This window comes from Micromonospora sp. CA-263727 (assembly GCF_050942455.1).
Lineage (GTDB): Bacteria > Actinomycetota > Actinomycetes > Mycobacteriales > Micromonosporaceae > Micromonospora.
The window spans coordinates 1,471,390-1,494,836 of the sequence record NZ_CP192031.1 but is presented as its reverse complement, the minus strand read 5'-3'; the positions used below and the strand labels follow the sequence as shown (position 1 = coordinate 1,494,836).

The 23,447-nt window shown below is 72.8% G+C and carries 10 protein-coding genes; 1 reads left to right on the top strand and 9 read right to left on the bottom strand.

Translation table 11 applies throughout. The features are described from left to right. Positions 1–71: 71 nt before the first annotated feature. The 9 genes from ACQPYA_RS06920 to eccD all read right to left on the bottom strand — a co-directional run bounded on the left by ACQPYA_RS06920 (position 72) and on the right by eccD (position 19,318). Positions 72–12,293, bottom strand: coding sequence for a hypothetical protein (locus tag ACQPYA_RS06920; RefSeq protein ID WP_433531811.1), 12,222 nt, complete (start codon positions 12,291–12,293; stop codon positions 72–74). 48 nt (positions 12,294–12,341) lie between these two features. Next, entirely contained in the window at positions 12,342–12,659 is a 318-nt protein-coding gene (locus ACQPYA_RS06915) for a hypothetical protein (protein ID WP_433531810.1), read from the bottom strand. 5 nt (positions 12,660–12,664) lie between these two features. Continuing rightward, the gene (locus ACQPYA_RS06910) at positions 12,665–13,081 is read right to left on the bottom strand and encodes a YbaB/EbfC family nucleoid-associated protein (RefSeq protein WP_433531809.1); all 417 of its coding nucleotides are present in this window, start codon (positions 13,079–13,081) and stop codon (positions 12,665–12,667) included. Between the two features lie 27 nt (positions 13,082–13,108). Beyond that, entirely contained in the window at positions 13,109–15,391 is a 2,283-nt protein-coding gene (locus ACQPYA_RS06905; RefSeq protein ID WP_433531808.1) for a WXG100 family type VII secretion target, read from the bottom strand. 60 nt (positions 15,392–15,451) lie between these two features. Next, positions 15,452–15,796, bottom strand: coding sequence for a hypothetical protein (locus ACQPYA_RS06900; RefSeq protein WP_433531807.1), 345 nt, complete (start codon positions 15,794–15,796; stop codon positions 15,452–15,454). A gap of 20 nt (positions 15,797–15,816) precedes the next feature. Further along, a complete protein-coding gene (locus tag ACQPYA_RS06895; RefSeq protein WP_433531806.1) occupies positions 15,817–16,113 on the bottom strand; it encodes a WXG100 family type VII secretion target in 297 nt (98 codons plus the stop codon). A 49-nt stretch (positions 16,114–16,162) separates the two neighbouring features. Continuing rightward, entirely contained in the window at positions 16,163–16,462 is a 300-nt protein-coding gene (locus ACQPYA_RS06890) for a hypothetical protein (protein ID WP_433531805.1), read from the bottom strand. A 66-nt stretch (positions 16,463–16,528) separates the two neighbouring features. Then, positions 16,529–17,917, bottom strand: a complete 1,389-nt coding sequence (gene eccB / locus ACQPYA_RS06885; RefSeq protein ID WP_433531804.1) for a type VII secretion protein EccB — start codon at positions 17,915–17,917, stop codon at positions 16,529–16,531. A gap of 3 nt (positions 17,918–17,920) precedes the next feature. Then, positions 17,921–19,318 carry a type VII secretion integral membrane protein EccD gene (gene eccD, locus ACQPYA_RS06880; protein ID WP_433531803.1) on the bottom strand — a complete coding sequence of 466 codons (1,398 nt, stop codon included), beginning with the start codon at positions 19,316–19,318 and terminating at the stop codon, positions 17,921–17,923. 134 nt (positions 19,319–19,452) lie between these two features. On the opposite strand from eccD, the gene eccCa reads away from it, so the two are divergent. Further along, positions 19,453–23,436 carry a type VII secretion protein EccCa gene (gene eccCa / locus ACQPYA_RS06875; RefSeq protein WP_433531802.1) on the top strand — a complete coding sequence of 1,328 codons (3,984 nt, stop codon included), beginning with the start codon at positions 19,453–19,455 and terminating at the stop codon, positions 23,434–23,436. The last annotated feature ends 11 nt before the right edge of the window (positions 23,437–23,447 follow it).

Here is a 23,447-nt window from a genome sequence, read left to right as displayed (position 1 = left end):
GCTCCCCCTCTCGGCCGGCTCTCCGGGACCCGGGCGTGTCCCGGAGACAACGGCCGGATCGGCGCACCGGTTCATCTGGTGCCGCCGGCCTGGCCACCGTTGGCCGGTGGGTCTTCGGCGGCCCGCCGGCGGGTCGGCAGGAAGTGCTCGTTGACCAGGACGATCACGTGCATGTTCGGGTCCGACAGCCGTTCCACCTCGACCCGGTCGGCGGTCAGCACCTCGAAGTCGACATCGAGGTCACCCCCGTCGGCCCGGGCGAGGCGTTGTCCCCAGCGGAGGAACTGGCCCAGCAGGTTCGTGAAGTGGACCCCCGCCTCGTTGCCGTAGCTGCCGTGCTGCCGCAGCTCGGTCGCGAAGGCGGCCGCGTCGAGTTGGTCCTGCTCCGGAACAGGCACCACACCCATGTCCGTCAGGCGCAGCTCACGGTGTGTATCGGGGTTTGTCCGGGCGTGCTCGACGAGCAGGGCGAGGAAGTCGCGCAACGCGGGCGCATCCGAGATCTGGCCCGGCTGTTCCAGGCCGGTCGCGTCCGCGACCAGGTTGGCCGCGGTGCTGACCCGCGCGGCGGAGAGGGTCTCCAGGACCGCGGCGAAGGCGCAGTCGCCGTTCGCCTCGACCCAACCCACCGCCCGGTCGTTCACGCTGAGCCAGTCCTGCTGGTCCTGGTCCGGCGCGTAGGGCTCACCGGGCCGGTTCCGCTCCCCCGCGTACCACCAGTCCGGCGATTCAGCCGTCCGGGACAGCGCCGGGGCCCCCAGCCGGAGCACCGACGGGCGCGGACCCCGATCCTCGGTCTGGTAGTCCGACAGCAACCTCCGCAGGATCCCGATCATCTCGCTGGTCGTGGCGACGTTCTGCGACGTCGGTGTCGAGGTGTGGAGGTTGATGGTGGTCAGCCGCTCCTGCGCACGCGGATTGCGGGCGACATACTCGCGTAGTTCCCGTTCCACCTGTTCGCGTTGCCGGTCCAGCTCTCGCGGGTCGCCCAGGGACCGGCTCAACGGCGTCGTCGACGTCTCGGCGGTCAGCTGCGCGGCGGTCGACTGGAGCGACGACCGGACGGCCGGTTCCTCGACGGGCTGCTGGTCGACCGGTGCCCGCTGCGTCGACGGGCTGTCCAGGACCGGGGCCGTCGGCTCGCTGGCCGGCGACGGTATGCCTGGCGACCTGACGAGTGCGGGCGGGTCGAGACCCTCCAGCGTCAGGCTCAGTCGCCGCAGCCTGGGCGGCACCGGCGCGAGTGCCAGCTCGGCGGCCGGTGGCGGCTCCAGCTCCCGGATCGGCTCGACCTTCGGCTCCGGCTCCTGTTTCGGCTCCAGCTTCGGCTCCGACCCCAGCTTCGGCGGCTGCGGCGGCATTGGCGGTACCGGGACGGGTACCGGCTCGGTCGGCCGGTAGTGGCCGTCCCCCACCGCCACCACGGTGAGTGGCGGCTCCGCTGCCGGGCCCGTCGCCGGACCGGTGCCGGCGATCGATCCGGTCCCGCTGGCGTCGATGGTCTCCACCTGGATGCCCAGCGTGGCGGCGACGGCCGCGCGGGAGGGCAGGGGTGCGTCGTCGGCGAGCCCGCGACGCTGGGCGATCGACCTGCGGAGGTCGTCGACGGTCGCCGCCGCGACCTGCCGTACCGCCGCGGGCGGGTTCGGGTGCTGCTGTGCGGTCGTGATCAGCGCCTGTAGCCAGGCGGTGCGGCCGGTCGCCTGGTCCAGCTCCCGCAGCCGGCGCGCGGCGAGCGCCTGTGCCTGGGCGTCGGTCAACGGCGCCGACGGCCGGGGCGCGGTCGACTGCCGGCGGCCCTGGACCAGATCCTGGACCTGGTCGGAGAGGCGGGTCTCGCCGTCGTGGAGGGCGACCACTTCGTCGCGGCCGATGCCCAGCCGGGCGGCCTCGTCCCGCAGGGACCTCGGCAGCAGGTTGACGGCCTCTTCGGCGGCCGCCGGACGGGGGCTGCCGGCGGTCGGCGTCAGCTCGACGTACCAGCCGTCCCGGTCTATGCCGAAGCGGCGGTCGAGGGTGCCGGTCGCACCGCGCTGCCGTAGCTCGACCGGGGCGTGCAGTTCCAGCGCCAGCGCGCGGGCGGCGCCCAGCGGGTCGTGGTGCAGCCGGGCCAGCAGTGGGGGTTCGAGGCGCTGGCCGCCGGGTTGGACCGCGTTGACCGCGTCGACCATCAGGGTGAAGAGGTCCGGGCCGGTCGGGTTCCGGCGGCGGCGCTCGTGCAGGTCGGTGATCTGCCGGGGGTCGAGGTGCGGGCGTGCCCAGGCATCGAGGACCTCGGCGAGCCGGCGCTCCCGCTGGGCGTCGTGAACCTCGGCGACGAGGACGTCGTTCGCGCCGACCCGCAGGCCGGCGGCGACCGCCCGGAGGTGGTCGCGCAGGGCGATGTCGCCACGTCCGGGCGGCACGGTCGCCCCGGTGACCGCGGCCGGTAGCCGGCTGAGCGCCGCGGTCAGGTCGACCATCGGCGAACCCTGACGACCGATCCGGGGTACCGGCCGGGTCAGTTCGGACTGACGTTGCTGGGCGACCATCTCCTCGTAGTCGGCCTTGAACATCACCACGTAGACGTCGCCGGTGAACTCGTCGCTGATCCGCTGCCGGCCCTGGGAGGTGGCGCGCAGCCGGTGGATGATGTGTTTGCTGCCGTCGAGCCAGTACCGGCCGCGCATCCGGACCAGGACCGCCGGCCCCTGCTGCTTCACGTGGTTCTCCCGCCGGTACGCGTCGGCGGTGGTGTCACCGTGCGACCTGGGCGCCTGCCGGCTGTTGTCGGTGTCTCCCTCGCTGCGGTGCGCGCCGTACGGCTCCCCCGGGTTGTTCTCGTCGGCGACCGCGACCCGGACCGGCCCGCCCGCCGAGCCGGAGAGCGCGACGTACGGGGTGCTGTGCGTGGTGTTGGCACTGACCCCCTGCTGGTACTTCACGTACCGCCCGGTCCCGGTGTTCTCCAGCTCGGCGACCGCCACCATCTCCTCCAGCCGGCCGCGCAGGCGGATGTCCGCCCGGCGGCTGGAGTGGCCCGGCAGGAACACCCCTTCGGCGATGGTCACGCCATCGGGTGCCAGCGCCGGGACGAGGTTGGCGGCGAGCATGTCCCGGGTCGCGAGGGCCCGCATCGCCGGGCTGGTGTGGTAGTTGCGTCGGGTGGGCCAGCGCGAGGGCCACCAGCGGTCCCACTTGACCTGGCGGGAGAAGAGCGCGCCGAGCAGGTTGCGGCTCGCGTCGTGCGCGTCGTGCAGCTGTACCGCGTCGACGAAGACGTCCGGCGGCAGGTGCGGCGGGTTGATGACGCCGCGCAGCCCGGTCGGCGGGTCCATCGGGGTGGCTTCGGCGACGCTCTTCGGGACCTTGAGCGTGACCGTCCCGGTCGTCCGGGCGGTGTGCGTGACGCCGAGCATGCGGGGCTGCCAGCCGGTCCAGACACCGAACCGGTTGATCCTGGTGGTCAGCCAGTTGGTCGGCCGCCGCCCGCCCAGTTTGACCCGGCGCACCTCGACCGTGATCGCGACACCTGCCTCGGCCCGGTAGTGGTCACCCCAGTCGTAGACGGTCGACTCGTAGGTGAACTGCTCCGTGGCCGTACGGCCACGGCTGACCCCGTCGGCCCAGCGCACACCCGGGCCGCCGGTGAGCTTGATCTCGTTGTCGTCGCGCTTCTCCTGCAGGGTGGGCTCGTCCGCCGACCGGTCGTCCATGGTCATCTTGAAGCCGAGCCCGGTGCCCCGGCTGAACTGGCCCCGGCTCGACTCCTGCCGCTCGACGTACCGGTGCCGGTACGTCTCCAGTCCGCTCTCCGGCACGTAGTCGCGGTACTCGGGAGCGCTGGTGAGCCGCGCGGTGACCTTGACCTCGATCATGTCCTGGGCGATCCAGGCGTGCGGGTTCGCGAGGGTCAGGGTGACTCCTTCGGGATCCAGCAGCTGTTCGAGCAGCGGCTTGGCGCGGCCCCCGTCGAAGATCGACTGGATGGCGTCGAGACCGCCCTGCAACCGGCCGACGAACGGACGGACCTGCGGAGCCCGGTGCCACCAGCGGCGTAGTCCGGTGTCCTCCGCCGTCGGCAGATCACCGTGGGTCCTGCCCAGCAGGCCGGGCTCGAACGCCTGCACCGCCTCGGAGACCAGGTCCGACAGCTCCCGGCCCCGATCGAAGTCGAGTGAGTGCACGCCGGTGTGGCCGAGCGAGATCTGCCCGTTGCCGGGCCGCAGGTAGTCGGGCACGCCGAGACGCCGGACGGTCGCGGCCGGATCCCGCCGCAGCGGTACGCCGAACGCGTCGGCGAAGTCCGTGGCGACCTGAGCCGGCATCTCCAGATCCGACCAGGCGTAGCTGCGGGCCAGGTCCCGGGCGGCGTCCGCGCGCAACCCGGAGAACGGGTCACCGGTCGGGGCGGCGCGGTCCCACCGGGCCAGGACGCGGGCCATCAGCCGGTGCGAGAGCTTCAGCTCGCCGCTGCTGAAGCGGGTCAGCACGTCCAGCAGCTGGTCGTTGTCGAGCGGCACCTCACCGTTGGCGTAGTGTTCGAGCGCGTCCGGCTCGGAGAGCACGTAGATCATCGGCTCCGCCGAGACCGGCTCCTGCCTCGGCACGTAGTCGCTGTTCGGGAAGAGCTTCGCCCGCTTGGTCTTGCCGGTGACCATCGAGTAGTCGATCGGCGCGCGGAAGGCGTACGCCCGGTGGAAGTTCAACTCCAGCAGCTCCCGCCCACCGGTCTGTTTGGCGGCCTTGCCACGCTCCCGTCCCCAGCGCATCCCGTGACCCAACGAACCGCTGACCCCGACCACGTCCGACCGTTGCGGGTCGCCGCCGGCCGCGAGGTCCAGCGGGCTGACCCCCGTGCCGTAGCTACGGCTGGACGAGGTGCCGGCCTGGGTCAGCGAGAGCTTGATCAGACCCAGCACGTACGGGTCGTCGGTGGCCCCGACGAACTCCGACGCGCCCAGCTCCGCCCGGACCGACAGGGTCCGGAACTTGTCCCGCCAGAACTGGCCCTCGAAGAGGGCGTCGGTGGTGTACCGGCCGGCAAGGATCTCCTGCAGGTGGGAGATCACCTGCGCGTGGTCGAGGAAGGTGGAGACCTCCTCGTCGGCGGAGCCGCCAGGTCGGGCCATCGCGCCGACCGCCTCCCGGCCCCGCGGGATCAGGCCGGTGGTGTCCAGGTAGCTGACCGCCGCGTGTTCGAGCACCGAGGCCGGCGTCGCCGGATCGCCGGGCAGGGTCCGGCGGTGGGCGGGGCCGTGGCCGTCCTTCGAGTTGAACGCCGGCACCACCCGGGCCAGGGCGGTGCTGCGGATCCGCTGTCCCACGTACGACGGCCTGGTCCACAACGACAACCGCCGCCACGACCAGGTACGCCCGTAGTCGATGCTCACCTGGTAGTCGCTGGTGGACTCGAACTCGGTCAGCTCGCCCTGGTACTCCATCAGCCGGGGCATGTTGCTGACGTGGTTGACCGACTGGTTTCCCGACACCCCCCGGTCGTACTCGATCCCGACGCCGGCACCCTGTAGCTCCTTGCCCCGGCTGGTGGGGACGAACCGGGCCCGCACCCCGCCGGTGATCCGCTTCCCGCCACCGGCGGAGGAGCCGGCCGAGTCCAGCCCCATCTCCAGGTTCACGAGCTGCTTGTCCTTGGTCAGCCGGGGGTTGCCGGTCGACGCCTGGACCGGGCCGAGCTGGCCGTCGTCCAGCAGGTCCCGGGGCGGTTCCGCCTTGATCGTCACCCGTGCCGTGCGCACCCGGTAGAAGGTGAACCAGCCGGTGTGCCGCTTACGGAGGGTGATCGGGAGGCCGTCCTGGTGGATGCCGTCGTAGTTGGCTTCCAGGCTGGCGTTGGAGAGCAGCTTCCGCAGCAACGCCCCGTTGTTGATCTGGCTGTCCCGTTTCCGGCTCCACCGCGACCGCGACTCGAACGGCTCGTCGGGGTCGACCACGAGATAGCCGTGCTTCTCCAGCTCACGTTCGATCTCGTCGACCAGGTGATCGATCAGTTGCGGGTCGACCTCCACCATCCCCTTGCCGACCCCACGACCCTGCTGGGCATGGTGCGGCACGGCGGGGGGCGTCTTCGTGGTGAAGGTCGTCGGCGGCACGGTGGGGGCCACGGTGTTGGTCGGGGGCGGGCGCTCGACACCGTGGGTGACCGCGTCGGCGGTGGGCATCCGGACCATCGCGCGCCCGAGGACCATGCGCGGCTGGTGCGGCGGCTGGTGCCCCCGTTGCAGGTTCCGGCGCATCCGGACCGCCAGGGGCGTGCCCTTGGGGTGCCGGCGCAGCACGTTGCGGCGCTGCCGGACGTGCACGGTCGCCTGGTGCTCGAAGTCCATCTTGTACGCCGTGGTGAAGCCGGCGAACCGGGACACGAGCACCCACAGCCCGAGCCGGCCGGAGTTGTTGCCGTCCCGGTTGCTCCAGCTCCATTTGAGGAACGGCGCCTTGATCCCGAACCGCAACGCCGGCACGCCCGCGTCGGCGAGGACGAAGTCCAGGCCCGGCTCGACGCTGGTGTCGTTGCTGACCGTCTGCCCGGAGGTGGTCCCGCTGATCGCCGTCCGGACCTCCTCGATGTGCGACCTGTCGTGCGGCGCGCTCACCGCCTCGCCGTACCCGCGCCGCCGGCTGTGGATCCGCACGTCGGCGATGACCCGGCCCTGCTCGACCACCGTGAACTGGTAGCCCCGGTGCCGGTTGACCGCCTTGTCCAGGTGGGTGTCCAGGTTCGACACCCGTTGCCAGACGGCGGCCCGGATGGGGTGGCCGAGCGGGATCCGGCCACGGATCGCCTCCAGTTGCCGGACGATGTCGTCGGCGAGCAGGTGCGTGCCGGTCAGGCCGGAGGCGTACATCACCTTGGGCAGGCGACCGGCGGCGCCGGCCGGTGCTGCCCGGCGGGGCCGCTCCGCCTCCGCGATCTGGCCGGCCAGCCCCGGTTCACCGCGTTCCAGGTAATTCTCCGGCAGCGCGATGGTCAGCCGTTCGGTGGCGCCGAGCGATTCGCTGGTGATCGCCTCCCAGGTCTGCTCGGCCCGGTCACGCACCTTGATGTGGTAGGTGGCGGCGGCCGAGAGGAGCGTCGCGGGTGACCGGGTGTCCTCCACCCGCCCGACCTCGGCGTCCCGCACCGTGCCGGTGGATCGCGAGACGAGATTGCTCATGAAGCGCATCGCGATGCCGAGGCGTACCGAGAGCAGATTCGTCGGCGCGACGCCCATCGCCCCGGCGATCGAGAAGCCGCCGCTCGTGTACTGGGTCGGCGCGCCACGGCTCTCGCTGTGCGCGCCGACCTGGAACGCCCCGTGGATGGTCTCGGTGGCCTTCACCTGGGCGGTCCGGCTCGACGGGTCCGGCCGGGCCGGGCTGGCCGGCGGTGTGCTGGCGCTCGGCTTCGCCAGGTCGGGCGTGGTCACCTGCTGCGGTGTCTCGGCCACGGCTGTTTCCCGACGCGGGCCGGTGGGCTCCAGCCGGACGAGCACCTCGATGTTGCCGAGGAAGATCACCATGCCGTCGCCGACCAGGTGCCGGTAGTTGTTGATCAGATGGCCGGAAAGCTGCTCCCAGGCCGCCTCGTCCAGATCGACCCGGTGCTGGTCGCCGATCTCCCGCAGCCGGGTGGTCAGGCGTTGCAGGTCGGGCAGGGTGTGCGCGGGGATGCCGGCGGCGAACGCGATGGAGTCGAGTTTCCAGTCATCCGCCCGGAACTGGGCGGTGTTCGGGGCGAACCCCGGGTTGACCGGCGCGCGGTTGGCCTGCCACGAGTCGCGCACGCCGATGTCGATCGTCACCGCCCGGTTGGCCGCGCCGGGCGCGTCGCCCGGGTCGGTGATCCCGTCGGCCGGCTGGTCGCCACGGGAGCGCTGCCGGAACGCGACGATCGGCGCCAGTGCGCCGAGCCTGCGGTTCAGCTCGGCCCGGACGGCCGGCTCGATCAGCTCCGCGACGGTCGCCGCGCGCCGCGCACCCATGTCGAACGGTGCGCTCCACCGGCGTCGGGTGTTGCCCCCGCCCTCGATCATGACCACGATCGGCGCCCCGTCGGCGGGCCGGTTGGCCGCCACCCGCACGATCCGGTCGGCGATCTGGGTGGCCACCAGGGTCGGATGCTGGCCGGGGGCGAGGGTCCCGTACCGGCCACGGGCGAAATGAACCGCGGCCCTCGGCTGGTTGACCGTCGTCGGGTCCACCGGTGGCGGCCTCGTCGGCAGCAGCGGCGCCGGCAGGGTGGCCGCCGGCGGTGTCGCCGACTCGAGATGAGCGTGGAACTCGGCGGTCCCGGTGCCGTTCTGCACCCGCTGGAAGAGCCGGATCGGTTCGCCGGTCGCCCCTGGTCGGGGCAGCAGCGTCGCGCCCGTGCCGTCATCGACCACGACCGGGCGGCCCAGCAGCGCACCAATGAGCATCGGACCGGCGGCGGAGAAGTCGTGCGGCGCGTCGGCGTCCAGCAGGTTCCGCAGCGCGCCGCGCAGGGCACGGTCGTCACCGAGTTGGGCCCGACGCAGGAGCGGGCTGTCGACCCGGCGCAGGGCCTCAAGGTCGGCAGGGCCGAGTCGGTCGATCCGGTTGGAGAGGTGGCGGCGCAGGTCGCCCACCGCGTGGGTGAGCGCCGTGGTGCTGACGGTACGACGGCCCTCGTCGCGCCGAGCACGCAGGCTCGACAGCTCGGCGCTGGCCTCCGGGCTCCACCGCACCTGCGACTCGACCGCGTCGAGATCCCCGTAGAGCACCGCCGCCAGCAGGTGATTCCCGTCGCCGAGCAGGAATGCCCGGTCCTGCGACGGCAGCCGCTCCGCAGTCGTCGTGGTGATGGAGTCGTCGTCCGAGGACTCGTCGACCGGTGACTCGTGGATTGGTGACTCGTGGATTGGTGACTCGTCGACGGGTGGCTCGTGGCCCAGTGCACGGCGGGTTGGCTCGGCCCCGTCCCGCTCGCCATCGTCGGAGTCGGGCAGATGCCGGGCCGGCGAGCGCCAGGCCGCGAACCGGGCAGTGCCGCCCTCGAACGCTGGCGCGGTCGAGGTGCCCGCACCGGCGGAGCCCAGGTAGAGGGGGTCGTCGGGGGTCAACAGCCGGCGTTGGTAGGCCCGCTGCTGCTCGGCCTGGAAGTGGTACTCCGCCGCGCTCAGCGGAATGTCTTCGACGGCCTGCCCGGTGTCGACCGCCCCGTGCTCCGTCGTGCCGTGCTCCGTCGCCCCGTGCTCGACCGTGCCGTGCTCGGCCGGTACCTGACCCAGCGGCTCCGAGTCGGTCGGCTCCTCCTCTTCGGGCGTCCGCTGGACCCTGCCCTTGCCCTTATCGGGGAGTCCGGCGGCGGCCCGGGCACCGGCGGGCGCGTCGGTCAGACCGGCCACCGTCAGGTCGCGCGGCCGTAGGGCGAGGTCGACCGGTCGGCCGTCGGGCCCGAGAACCAGGATCCTGGTGTCGGGCGAGCGTAGCTGTTGGGCCCAGAACTCGGTCTCCGGGCTGGTCGACCGGGCGTCATGGTCGAAGATCCCGTGCTGCTGGGGATCCACCAACCGGGGCACCACCGGCCCGTCCCGGCCGTCGGCCACCAGCCAGAAGACGTGCGAGCGGCCCTTGCGCGGGCGCGCCACCACCAGCGCCATCGCGCCCGGAGCGCCGTCGAGGAAGTCGAGCACGGCGGCACCGTCGTTGGTGGTCGGTGTCTCGCCACCGAGCGTACGGACCAACTCGTTCGCGTCGATGGCGGTGGTGCCCTTGGCGAGGGTCTCCGCCACGCCCGAGCCGGCGGTCAGGTTGCCCGGCAGCGGATTGGACCGGCGGCCGTGCATCTCCGCGAAGACATCCCAGGCCCGGGGCACACAGTCCACGGCGGGATCACCGATCACGGCGTCCTCGCGGCCAGCCCTCCGGTGCAGCCAGCGCTCCAGATCGGCGACCTTCCCATCCGGCTCGGCGGAGACCGGGCGGTCCCACGGGTGTAGCCGCCCGTTGCCGGCGCCCTCCAGCAACGACCGGGTCGGACTCACCGGCCCCTGCTGCGATGCGGGTGAATTCGCAGCAGGGGCCACCGCGCTGGGAGAGCCCGCCGTGCTGGCGGACGGGGTGGCCAGCCCGTTGCTCGGTCCCGTCGCCGGCACACCGAGCGCGGTCGGGTTCGCGCCGGTCGCCACGACCTCGGCGGTGTGCCGCTCCGGCGTCCCGTCCGTATCGGCGGACCGTGCGTCGGGCTGCTCGGCCGAGCCGGGTGTCACCGGTCCCTCGGTGCCGAGTTCGGTCGCCGCTGGCGACCGCCGGACGCCGTCCGGCCCCGGATCCACGCCGTCCCCGTCGACATCGTGGTCGGCGCGGTCGTCCGGGCTGACCGCCGCAGGGCCGCCATCGGGACTGATGCGGTCGGAACTGCTGTGGTCGGAACTGCCGCCGTGGGGGCTGCCGGTGGGACGGTCCCCGTTGGGACCGCCGGTGGAGCTGCCGCCGGTGGAGCTGCCGGCGGGGTGACCGCCGGCGGGGTGACTGGCGTCGGGGTTCGGTTGAACGGTGTCGCGGCCAGGGTTGCCGGCCGGGCCGTTGCCGTCGAGATCGGCGGCGGGGTTGGTGCCGTCGGTCGCCGCCGGCAGGCCGGTCGCGGACCCGTTGGTCGGTCCCCGGGTGCCGGTGGAGAGGTCCTGCTCCGCCCCGGTCTCCACGCTCCGGCCGCCATCGCTCTCCGTCGCGGAGCCGCCTTTCCCGGCGCCGGCCTCCCCTGGCCCCGGGCCACTCGCCCCGGAGGCCCCGGCGCCACCGGACCCCGAACCACCCGCTCCCGAGGCGCCCGCACCGGGTCCTCCCGGCCCCTGACCACCCACCCCCGACGCCCCGCCCCCGGACCCGGCGGACGTGGGACCGGAGGAACCGGCACCACCGGAGTTGGTGTCGTGCCCAGTGTCGCTCCGGCGATCGGCACCGGTGGTGTCGCCGGCATCCCGACCGTCGGTGCCGGCCGGCTGAGGGGTGGCATCCCGGCCCGCCCTGCTGTCCGGGTCGACCGGCTCCTCCGGATCGGGTTGCGCGGCCGCCGGCGAAGGTTGTCCATCGACTGTGGATGGACTGGTCCCGTCGGTGCCGGCGCTCCCGGGCCGCCCTGCGGGGTTGTTGAACCTCTGGTTCAGGGCTTCGCCGCTGGCTGTCCCGCCGATGTCGAGGGTGCTGCCGATGGCGGCCGAGGTCGCGATTCCACCGTGCACGGAGAAGCCCTGGCCGTTGATCGCCGAAAGGCTGCCCTCGACGACGACCTCGGTGACGATCGAGCTACCGACCTCTCCGGCGAACCCGCCCGCACTGTCGAGAAACCGCTGCCCACGGCTCAGTGGCTGGCCGCCGGGCGTGAGGTCGGACCGGTCGCGGCCGACGGGCACCAGGTCCGGCGTCGGTTCGACACGCGACGGCGTGGGGGTCGGCGGACGCGACGGGGCGGGCGAGGGCGTAGGGGTCGGAGTGCGAGTCGGCGTGGGAGTCGGTCTCGGCGTGGGCGTGGGGGTCGGCGTGGGCGTGGGCGTGGGGGTGGGAGTTGGCGTGGGAGACGGGGTCGGGTCGGGGGTGCGGTCCGGTGTGGACCGGGGCGGGGTGTTCGGCCCGTCCGGGAGGTTCCGGCGGAGGTTGTTGGGTAGGTTGCCCCGGGCCAGGACGTTGCCGAGTCCGCTGAACGCGGCACCGAGCGCCAGGGTGATGACCCCGGCGATCGAGCCGTCGCGGACCGCCTGCCAGAACTGCGCCTCGTCGAACTCGTCCCGGGTGCCCAGCCGCATCTGGATCCGCTGGATGATGCCGTCGAGAAGGCCCTCCAGCGCCGCCTCGCTGCCGACGACCAGCAGCGCCGCGGTCAGCAGCCGGGCGAAGAGTGTCCGGGTGACGAACCGGAACACCGCGATGCGGGCCGAGAGCCAGGCCATGGCCGGGCCGGGATTGCCGAGAGCGAAGGCGAAGGCGAGCAGGAACGAGGCGAACATCTCGATCGTCGACGCCAGGATCATCATCTTCTGGTACTGGATCTGGGTGCCCGCGTCCCGGGTGGTCCGGCCCATCGACCGGATGTGCTCGGCCGAGGTGGTGACGTACCCCGGGCTACGCACGTAGTCGTTCATGCTGACCAGAAACGCCTCCAGCGAGTTGCCGCCGACGCCCTCGCGGATCCGGCGCACGGCGGAGGCCAACTGCGGGCGGGATTCGTCGACGCCGTCACCGGCGGTCTTCAGGGCATCGGAGAGCGCGAAGAGTCGATCCTCGTTGGTGCCGGGAAAGCGTTCCCCGGTCACCCAATAGAGGAACTCGGCAAGCCGGTCGGAGATCTCGATGGCCACGGCCGTGCCCTTCGTCGGTGCGCTGCGCTGTTCCGGACGTACCGGTGGTCAGGTGGTCGTCCTGCCGAACCTGGCCACGTCGGTGTTGAGTTCCTCCACCTGGCTGAGCAGCCGACTCAGAAGCTCGACCTGGTTCGCGTCGCCCCGGGAGAGGTCGCGCAGCCCGACCAGGATCAGCCGGATCTGCTCGATCTGGGCGGCGATGCCGTCGACCAGGGCCCGGTCGGACTCGTCCCGGATGGAGTCGGCCACCGGCAGGTTGCTGTCGAGGGCGGCTTCGAGGGCGTCGATCACCCCCTGCATGTGCTCGACGAAGGCGGCGAACGAGTCGGCGCGCAGCAGATCGGTGTCCGCGTAGACCGCCATGTCGGTCACCCCCGTCCGGTGCTCGGCGCGCCGGGCTGGTCACGGACCAGTCGTACCGCGTCGTTGATCATCTGGTCGATGTCGGCGGTGCCGTTGAGCATGTCGACGATCGGGGCGCCCTGGGGGAGCACCGCGGAGAACATCGCGGCCAGTTCGTCGGTCGCCCGTCGCCGGGCCTCCGCGATCGTCTCGATGAGCAGCGCGGCGAGTTCCGGCCCCGCCATCGACCGGTAGGCGCGGGTGGGGAACGTGAGGTCGACCATCGAGCCCTGTGCGTCGACGACCACGGTGAGCGCCCGGTTCGGCGCGGTGACGGTGACGGTACGCTCCGACATGTCCCGCTGTACCTGGGCTATCGCCTGCTGGCTGCGCTCCAGTTCGGCGTACGCCCGCTCGATCTCCTCATGCCACGACGTCGACATGCCTGCCTGCCTCTCTGTGTGACGGTGCTATCGGGTGCCGCGCCCGCGGGTCGGCTCGTACGTCGGTTGGCCGGGGCGCGCGGTGCTCGGACGCCGGGTCGGCTGGTCGGCCGTCTCGGTCTGGTGGTCCTCGCGGCCGATGACCGCCGCGGTGACGTCCGCCTCGGTGCCCCAGACGTCCTGCTCCTCGGCGAGCCAGGTGGTGCGCTCGCGTTCCTTCTCGTTCTCCCGGCCGCCCGGGTTGCCCATGCCGCCCATCGGCATGAAGGGCATACCGCCCATACCGCCGGGCAGCGTGCCGGCGTTGTGGCCACCGGCGGCCACCGCGCCCCCGGCGAGCGCTGCGGCCGAGTAGTTGTCGAGCGGGGAGGGTAGGTGACCGGCCGGCGGGGTGCCCAGTGGCCCGAGCGCGAAGCCGGCCGGTCGGTCGGAAGCGAACTCGCCGGCACCGCCGGACCCGGTACCGCCCGAGCCGGACCCGGAGCCACCGGAGCCCGGCCCCAGACCACCCACGTCGAACCCGGACCCACCGGAGCCCAGGCCGGAGCCGCCGGAGCCCGAGCCGGAGCCCGGCCCCAGACCACCCAGGTCGAACCCGGACCCGCCGGAGCCCGAGCCGGAGCCGGCGGAGCCGCCGGAGCCCTGGCCCGCACCGCCCGAGCCGAGACCGCCGGACTCGAACCCCGAGCCGCCCGGCACCAGCGGGGAGGGTGATCCGCCGACCACACCCCCGCTGCCCGCGCCGGGAACGCGATCATCAGATCCGGGGAACGAGCCACCGGAGCCCGACCCGGTGCCGGAACGGCCCGGCACGCCTCCGCCACCGATCCCGCCGATCGTGCCGCCGCCGATCGCCCCGCCGGGCAGGAAGGCACCGGAGCCGGCACCCGACCCGACAGCACCGGACCCGGTGCCGCCGCTGCCGCTGCCGCCGGACTCGAAGCCGCCGGACTCGAAGCCGCCAGATCCCAGGCCACCAGATCCCAGGCCACCGGTTCCGTCCGGCCGCGCTGCGCCGAGGCCGAGGCCGCCGGTGCCCAGCCCACCGGAGCCCGCGCCACTACCACCGAACTCCGAACCGCCACCGAAGTCGGTACCACCGCCAGCGCCGCCACCGCCGCCGAACTCGGCACCGCCACCGCCGAACTCGCCACCGCCACCGCCACCGCCGAACTCGGCACCACCGCCACCGCCGAACTCGCCGTCGCCGTCGTCGCCACCGCCGAACTCGCCACCGCCACCGCCGTCGCCACCGCCGAACGGGTTGGCTCCCGGGTACGGGATGTGCGGGAGCGCGATGACGCCCCGGGCGAAGGCATCCAGCAGGTCGTTGTAGCTGTTGATCAGCACCCGGGTGGCGGTCCGTGACGCCTCGTTGAGCTGCTCGTAGCCGTTGATCCACTCCGTCCGCAGATCGGAGTCCAGCCGATTCCACTCAGCGAACTGGATCAGGTCGTAGCTGGAGTTGCCGCTGTTGGGCAGGACCTCGCCGAAGTCGAAGACCCAGGCCTCCTGCCGGTTCCCGGTCCGTCCACGACGTGGGGCGTCGTCGACCTGGCGCTCCATCGACAGCAGCAGCTCGCGGACGAGACGGTTCGGATCGTGGTTCGTCCACCCCACGAACGACGTCCAGGCGGCCTCCATCCGCTCCCGGAAGTTGTCGATCGCCGCCGCCGTCTGGTCGAGCACGTACGGCCAGCCGGTGTTGAGGTAGTGGTTGTAGAGAAGTTCGAAGCGCCCGCTGATGTTCTCGGCGAGTTGCTCCATGCCCAGCGCCATGTCCCGCATCGCCCAGGCGAACGCGTCCGCCGCCGAGCCCTCGATCGCGCCGCCGTCCTCGATCTCGTCGTGGAGGGATCGCAGCGGCGTCTGGCCGGCTCCGGTCAGGTAGGTGTGCAGGTTCCGGAAGTAGGTGGCGACGTCGCGGAACATCTGCGGATCGAGGTGCTGGTTACCGCGGATGCCGTCGATGATCGCGCGGCTCGTGTTGATGAGCAGGTCCGCGTTGTTCCGGGGGGAGTTGTTACCGCCCTCGTAGAAGTTGACGGTGGCCCGGATGAGCTGGAAGTTGATCGTGTTCCGGCTGCCGAGGTTGCGGTACCGGTAGAGGGTGATCTTGTTCCAGTCGGTGCCGTTGGGCATCGGGTGCCGCCACGGCCGGGCGGTGTGGCCCTCCGTGCTCTCCCGCGACTCCCAGAACGACATGTCCAGGGTTATCCAGACCCAGTCGATGATCCGGGACGGGTCGATGTCGGCCTCGGCCCCGAGCACGGTACGGATCGTCGGTGCCCACTCGAGCGGCTGCGTCATCGTCGTCCCTTCGGGTCGGCGCCGGTCGGCACGGCCGCGGCGGCCGTGCCGACCGGCAGGTCAGGCAGCGGAGCCTGGGACGTTCCAGGCGGGTGTGGCGGAGAGGAACTCGGCGGCCGAGACGTTGTTGATGCCCTCGGTGTCGTCCGAGATCGCGATGTACATGTCCAGTTGCGAGGACCGGTTGTTGGCGGTGTCCCGGATCTCGGTCAGCCGGGCGTGCATCGCCGTGCCGACTCCGGAGACCGCGGTCTGCACCCGGGTGCCGAGCGCGAAATTGATGTGCCCGGGCCGGAGCGTGATCGAGTCGATGTTGCCGCCCGGGGCGACGATCACCTCTTCGGCGGTCCGGCTGTTCACGTCCGAGGCACGACGCAGGAAGGCGTCGTCCACGTTGATGGGCATGACTGCACCTCCCGCCCGAGCTAGACGTTGCCCTGGAAGAGGGCGGCGCCCTGCGAGTCGGCGATCTGGTAGTTGTCGCGGATCTGGTCGATCGCCAGCGCGCCCCGGTCCAACGCCTGGTTCATCTGGGCCAGCCCCTGGTTCCAGGTGTTCTGCGCGGCCTGGTAGGAGCTCGCGGCGCCACCGGCGTTGCTGGCGATGAACTGGTTCACGTACCCGTTGAGGTCGTTGATGGCGTTCTGGATCGAGTTCGTCACGCCGCGCAGCTCCGCGCCGGAGTCGAGCAGGCCGTTCGGGTTGAGCGAGTACGTTGCCACTTCGGAGTCCTTTCCTGGTGGTACGGGTCCTAATGGGTACGGGCGAGGGTCAGGCGTACCACTGGGCGTGCTGGGCGGCCTCGTCCTCGGCGTTGGACGAGATGCTGAGGTGCTGGGTCATCGCCGTGCGCAGCTGTTCGAGGCCGTTGCGGACCTGGTTCACCCCGGCGATCCAGTCCTGCAGCGCGGACCGGTACTGGTTGGCCGCGACGCCGGTCCACGGCACCGACGAGCCGACCGCCTCGACCGACTGCATCGCCGCGTTCACGGTGGCCATCGTGGTCTCGAAGGCGTTGAGGGTGTTGACGATCGTGGCGTCGTCGACCTGGTTCTGGAACTGCGTACTCATCTGTCTGCCTTTCGGATGGGTCCTGGTGGGTGGCGCCGGTGTGGTCCGGCGAAAGCGACTTCCGCATCACCTCCTCGCCGCGGCGGGGTCGAGCACCGGGCCGGTGGCCAGCAGGGCCAGCACCGGCGCCGGCACCGTCTGCGCGGCGTCGAGCGGGAAGCCCAGCGCCGTGGCCGCGTCCGCGCTGGCGATCGGATACTTCACCCCGGCGTCGGTGACCAGGAAGAAGCTGGTGCCGCTGGCCTGGCCGGGACGGCCCTGGCGGACGAGGCCACCCGCGCCCGGGTCGACCGAGACGGCGACCGCCGTGGGCCCGGCGCGGTCGAAGCCCGGCACGTCCCCGGGCACCATCCCGACCGGCACCGACCGGGTGGTGATCACGACCGGCCCCTCCGGGGTGTGTCGCTCGGCGCACCAGGTCTGCCCGGTGGGCGGGGTGACCGGTACCGGAGGTCGCACGGGCAGCCCGGCGGGCAGCGGGTCCCCGGCCGACACCGCGAGCCCGGCCAGCGCGCCGGCGGTCAGCTCCCGGGGGCGTACCGGCTCGTCGGGATAGGCCGCCGCAGTCGCCGGGTCACCGAGCAGGAGCGCCACGGCGGTGTCGCCGGCCGCGCTCAGGCCGTCGCGGCGCAGCACGAAGTAGCGGTCCGGGGTACCCACCACCCGGGCCACGAAGACCTGGCCAATCCTGGTCGGCCGGCCGTCCACGACCGGGCCGGGCTCGCCCAGGCCGGCGATCACGATCGGTTTGACGTCGGGCCCGGCCGGCAGTTGGTCCAGCCAGCCCGCCGGTACGGTCGGCGCGGCCGGATAGCCCAGCACCCGGGGAATCCACGGCTCGGCCAGCGCCATCCGGCGGCCCTCCGCGACCAGGTACGTCTGCCCGCCCGCGTTGACGGTGAAGCCCCCGTCGGCGCGGACCGGCGTACCGCCGCCGTCCCGACCCAGGATCAGCATGGTACCGGTGCGCTCCGGTTCGGTGACGCCGACCGGGCCGAGCACGCACGCGCTCCAGGTGACCCCGGCCAGGCCGTCGGCCGGGGGCAACGTGTCGGGTGCGCCGACGATGCCGAGCGGCAGCCCCCGGGGCACCGAGGTCAGCGACGCCGCCGACGCCCGCACCACGGCCGGCCGCTCGCCGAAGATGAGCGCCGCCGACGCGTAGTTGTGCACCGGACGGAGCTGGCCGTCCACCAGGATGAAACGGCCGCCCGACTCCTTCTCCGCAATCAGCGTGCCCGGCTTCTGCCAGCCGGTGGCGCCGCCCGGACGGAGCAGGCCGAAGACGACGAAACCGCCGGCCGCCAGGCCGCCGATGAGCAGCCCGGCGAGGATTCCGGTGAGCATCCGGCGGTGCGGATTCTCCAGCGCCTCCGGTTCGCCCATCACCAGCGCAGCGGTGAGCCGGCCCACCATGTACGACTGGGCCTGCGCCTGGTCCCGCCGGGACTGCACGACTCAGCCCCCGATTCCACGGGCGAACCCGTACACGTCGAGGACGGCGAGGAAGACCGGCACGATGGCGGTCGCCATGACGGTCTGGGCAAGGTCGCCCACCCGGCCCCAGTACGGGGTGAGCCGGCGGTCGGGCAGCACCCGCGCGGCGGCGAACAGCGCGGCCGCACCCAGCGGCAGGACGACCAGCGGCGTCACCAGCCGGGTGAGCGGGCCAGCGGCGGCCGACAGCGCGACGGCGAGGGCGACCAGGCCCACGACCGCGGGCAGTAGCTGCGCCGCCCGATGCCACGCGCTGGTCATCGGGCGGGCCGCCAGGCAGCGTACGGCCGCCACCAGGGCGACCAGGGTCGCCGGTGCCCAGCCCGGCGCGGCGGCCACCAGCACCACCGCGACCACGGTCGGCGCCGCGATGCCGGCGTACAGGGCGGTCATCAGCCGGTCCGCGGTGGCAGCGTTGGGCAGCAGCTCGGTGCTGGGGATCGGGTCGAGATCCTCCTGAAGGTGCTCGGGCTGGGTGGGCAGCGGCGGCAGCCGCAGTCCGGTGAGGCGGAACGCGACGACCGGCACCAGGATCCCGGCCAGCACCGCGGCCACCAGCAACCCCGCCGCGGCCTGGACCGCGGTCAGGCCGGCGTAGGCCGCCAGCGCCGCCGCACCGGCGGTCAGCGTGCCGGCCACGACGATGCTGAGCAGCAGCGGCCGGACCGCGGCGAGGACCAGCGCGGCCAGGACCGCGGTGGCCACGACCGCCACCGCGGCGGTGAACAGGGTCGGCGGATCGAGGCGCAGCGCCACCACGCCCAGCCGCGGATCGGCCGCGGAGAGCCCGGCGAGACCCGCGTACCCGAGCGCCGCGACCAGGAACGTGACGCTGAACGCACGGTCGACCACGGCGTACCCGGCGACGAGCGACCCGACGAGGCAGGCCAGCGCGAGCCCACCGGCGGCGAGCGCCCGGTGCCCGGCATGTCCGGGCAGGGCGAGCAGGGCGATGCCGGTGCCGAGCAGCACGACCAGCCCGGCCAGCGCCGTCCAGCGGGTCAGCGCGGGGGTCCACCGGCCCGGCCGTTGCTTGACGCCGTGGGCGATCCCGTCGACGAGGTCGTCGAAGTCGACCGGCGGTATCTGCTCGGCCCCCGGTCGCAGGTGGACCACGTCGCCGTCGCGCAGCCCCAGCGCGGAGACCGTCGAGTCCTGCGGGAAGGGGGCCGAGCCGAGCCGCTGCAACACCCAGCCGCCGTGCAGCAGGCCCGTCTCGACCAGGTTCTCACCGAGGTACTCAAGCAGCACCGGCAGCAGGTCCGAGACCACGACGTGCGCGGGCACCGACACCTCGGCCTCGCGGGTCGGTCCACAGACGACCAGGCGGCACATCTCGCCGGCAGCGGTCACGGTCATGGCGTAGACAACGTCCGCCCGCGCCCAGGGTTCATCGAACGGCGGAAAAAGTGGAACCGGATGATCCCCGGGTACGCCGGGCCGCGTTGTAATGTCCGGCCGACCCGACCCGGTGCCGGCCACGGGAGGTGACCGTGAGCACCGTCTATTTCCGGCGTCCCGCGCGCCGGGCCGGGCCCGAACTGCCCAGCGGCGAGATCAGCCTGCAGGAACCGCCGGTGCTGCCCGAGGTGACCCCGGGCGGGCTGCGCGGCGTCATGACGATCCTGCCGATGATGCTGATGTCCGGTGTGATGGTGATGATGTTCCTCGGCGGCAGCCGCGGCATGCTCACCTGGGTGATGGCCTCGATGATGGGCGTGGCCATGATCGGCATGGTGGTCGGGCAGCTGGCGATGAGTTCGGGCGAACGCAAGCGCCGGATGGGCGGCGATCGGCGCGACTACCTGCGCTACCTGTCGCAGCAGCGCAAGCGGGTCCGCCGCTCGATCGATACCCAGCGCGAGGCGACCGTGTGGCGGCACCCCGAGCCGGGCGCGCTCTGGTCGGTGGCGTCGACCACCCGGCGCTGGGAGCGGCGACCCAGCCACCCCGACTTCCTTGAGGTACGGATCGGCACCGGCCAGCAACGGTTGGCGACCCGGATGGCGCCGTTGCAGACCAAGCCGATCGAGGATCTGGAGCCGTTGGCGGCCAAGTCGCTGCGACGCTTCATCAACGCGTACAACACGGTGGCCGACCTCCCGGTGGCGCTGTTCCTACCGGCCTTCCACCAGATCCGGGTCACCGGCGACGCGCAGCGGCGGCGCTCGTTCGCGCGGGCCCTGATCGCACAGGTCGCCACGTTCCACGCGCCGGAGGAGGTGCTGGTCGCGGTCTGCGTCGGCGAGGAGACGACGCCCGAGTGGGAGTGGATCAAATGGCTGCCGCACGCGCAGCACCCGACCGAGCAGGACGCCGCCGGTCCGGCCCGGCTCGCGGCGGAGAGCGTGGACGCCATCGAGCGCCTGCTCGGCCCGGAATTCCTCGGCCGACCACGCTGGGAGGCGGGGGCCGCCCCCAGCCGCGACGAGCCGTACGTCGTGGTGGTCTGCGACGGCGGTCGCATCCCGCCCGGCTCGCGGATGACCTCCGGCGGCTACCGCAACGCCGTCCTCGTCGACCTGGGGCCGCCGCCACCGGCGGTGCCGCGCGGGGTGCTCTGGGCCGACCTCACCGACGAGGGGCTGCACCAGGTCAAGCACGACCAGGTCAGCCGGGAGGTGCGGACCCGGCTGGCCCGGCCGGACGAGTTGACCACGGCGGAGGCCCGCACGGTCGCCCGGATCCTCTCGCCGTACCGGCTGAGCATCGCCACCGAACCGGCGGCGGAGGCGCTGAGCACCGACTTCGACCTCGGCACCCTGCTCGGCGTGCCCGACGTCGGCAACCTCGACCTGGCCCGGCAGTGGGGGCCGCGGTCGGTCACCCAGCGACTGCGGATCCCGATCGGGGTGGACGCCGAGGGCCAGCCGGTCGAGCTGGACATCAAGGAGTCGGCGCTGGGCGGGATGGGCCCGCACGGCATGCTGATCGGCGCCACCGGCTCGGGAAAGAGCGAGCTGCTGCGGACCATCGTGCTGGGCCTGGCGATGACCCACTCGTCGGAGATCCTCAACTTCGTCCTGGTCGACTTCAAGGGCGGTGCCACCTTCCTCGGCCTCGACCAGCTGCCGCACACCTCCGCCGTGATCACCAACCTGGCCGACGAGGCCGCCCTGGTCGGCCGGATGCGGGAGGCGCTCAACGGCGAGTTGGTCCGCCGGCAGGAGTTGCTGCGGCAGGCCGGCGGGTTCACCTCGGTGCTGGAGTACGAGCGGGCCCGCGCCGGTGGTGAGCCCCTCGACCCGCTGCCGACACTCTTCGTGGTCGTCGACGAGTTCAGCGAGCTGCTCGCCACGCACCGCGACTTCATCGAGCTGTTCGTGATGATCGGCCGGCTCGGTCGGTCGCTCGCCGTGCACCTGCTGCTCGCCAGCCAGCGGCTCGACGACGGCCGGATCACCGCCCTGGAGACGCACCTGTCGTACCGCATCGGGCTGCGCACCTTCTCGGCGATCGAGTCCCGCACCGCGATCGGCGTACCCGACGCGCACGAGCTTCCGTCCCAGCCCGGGCACGGCTACCTGCGGGCCGACGTCTCCTCGCTGATCCGGTTCAAGGCGGCGTACGTCTCCGGGGCACACCGGGCCCAGCGACACCGCCTCGACCTCGACGTGGTGCAGCGGCAGGTGGTGCCGTACCGGCTGCTGTACACGCCCCCGCAAAAGGTGACCGAGGTTGCCGAGCCGGACCCGGCGGAGGGCGCCGCGACCTCCGGGGGGCCGCCGGAGGGCCGGGGACCATCGGTGTTGCAGGTGGTCACGGCGCAGCTGGTCGACCAGGGCCCGCCGGCGCACCAGGTCTGGCTGCCACCGCTGCTGCGCCCGCCCACCCTGGACCAGATGCTGCCCGCGCTGGCGCCGGACCCGGAGGCCGGGCTGCGGGCCGTCGGCTGGCCCGGCAACGGCGCCCTGGTGGTGCCGGTCGGGTACGTGGACAAGCCCTTCGAGCAGGCCCGCGAGCTGCTCACCGCCGACCTGTCGGGCATCGGCGGACACCTCGGTATCGCCGGTGGGCCGCAGAGCGGCAAGTCGACGCTGCTGCGCACGCTGATCTGTGCGCTGGCGCTCACCCACAGCCCCCGTGAGGTGCAGTTCTACTGCCTCGACTTCGGTGGCGGCACGCTGGCCACGATCGCCGAGCTGCCGCACGTGGGCAGCGTCGCCGGGCGGCTCGAAACCGACCGGGTCACCCGTACCGTCGCCGAGGTGAGCGCCCTGATCGCGGACCGCGAGCGGCGCTTCGCGGCCGAGGGGATCGACAGCATGGCCGCCTACCGGCGGCAGCGGGCGGCCGGGGCGGTCGACGACCCGTACGGCGACGTGTTCCTCGTCGTCGACGGCTGGTTCACGCTGCGGCAGGAGTTCGAGGCCGTGGACACGGCGATCCGGCAGATCGTGGCGCGGGGCCTCAACTTCGGGGTGCACCTGCTGCTGACCACCGCCCGCTGGTCCGAGGTGCACCACGGGCTGCGCGACCAGATCGGCACCCGGCTGGAGCTGCGGCTCGGCGACCCGGTCGACTCGGCGATCGACCTGCGGGCGGCGGCGACCGTACCCCGGGTGCCGGGTCGTGGGCTCACCACGCAGAAGACCCACTTCCTGGGTGCGCTGCCCCGGATCGACGGGATCACCGACGACGCCAGCATGCCCGACGGCACCCGGGCGCTCGCCGCCGCGGCCCGGGAGTTCTGGGACGGCGAGCCGGCGCCCCGGGTGCGGACCCTGCCGGCGGTGCTGCCCGCCGCCGAGCTGCCGCCCGCCGAGGGCGACCTGCGGTTGCCGATCGGGGTCGACGAGGAGCGCCTACAGACCGTCTGGCACGACTTCGGGGAACTCGCCCACCTCACCGTGCTCGGCGACGCGCAGTCCGGGAAGACCAGCCTGCTGCGGTACGTGGCCGCCGCGTTGACCCGCCGGTTCACCCCGAAGGAGGCCCGGATCATGGCGGTGGACTTCCGGCGGGCGCTCTTCGACGGGATCCCGCAGGAGTACCGGGTCGGCTACTCCGTCTCGGTCGAGTCGACCCGGTCGACGGTGGCGTCGGCGATCGAGGGGCTCAAGCTGCGGATGCCGGGCACCGACATCACCCCGGAGCGGTTGCGGGCCCGCGACTGGTGGACCGGGCCCCGGCTCTACCTGCTGGTGGACGACTACGACCTGCTCGGCGGGCACGAGAGCCCGCTGCTGCCGCTGATCCCGTACCTCGCGCAGGGCACCGACATCGGCTTCCACGTCGTCCTGACCCGGGCCGCCGCGGGCGCGATGCGGATGCAGATGGACCCGGTCATCCGGCGGCTCCAGGAGACCAACAGTCCCGACGTGGTGCTCTCCTGCCCGCCGAACGAGGGTCCGTTGCTGGGCAACACCAAGCCGAGGATCCTGCCGCCGGGGCGGGCGCTGCTCTGCACCCGGCGCGGCAGCCGGATGATCCAGACCCCGTACGCCGAGCCGGCCGCCGAGCCGGCGGTCCGCTGACGCGGTGCCTC

Coding starts and splice junctions, on each gene's coding strand:
- ACQPYA_RS06905 (WP_433531808.1), bottom strand. CDS start 15,391: ATGACGCAGCCGCTCGAGTGGGCACCGACGATCCGTACCGTGCTCGGG.
- ACQPYA_RS06890 (WP_433531805.1), bottom strand. CDS start 16,462: ATGAGTACGCAGTTCCAGAACCAGGTCGACGACGCCACGATCGTCAAC.
- ACQPYA_RS06915 (WP_433531810.1), bottom strand. CDS start 12,659: ATGGCGGTCTACGCGGACACCGATCTGCTGCGCGCCGACTCGTTCGCC.
- eccD (WP_433531803.1), bottom strand. CDS start 19,318: ATGACCGTGACCGCTGCCGGCGAGATGTGCCGCCTGGTCGTCTGTGGA.
- ACQPYA_RS06910 (WP_433531809.1), bottom strand. CDS start 13,081: ATGTCGACGTCGTGGCATGAGGAGATCGAGCGGGCGTACGCCGAACTG.
- ACQPYA_RS06900 (WP_433531807.1), bottom strand. CDS start 15,796: ATGCCCATCAACGTGGACGACGCCTTCCTGCGTCGTGCCTCGGACGTG.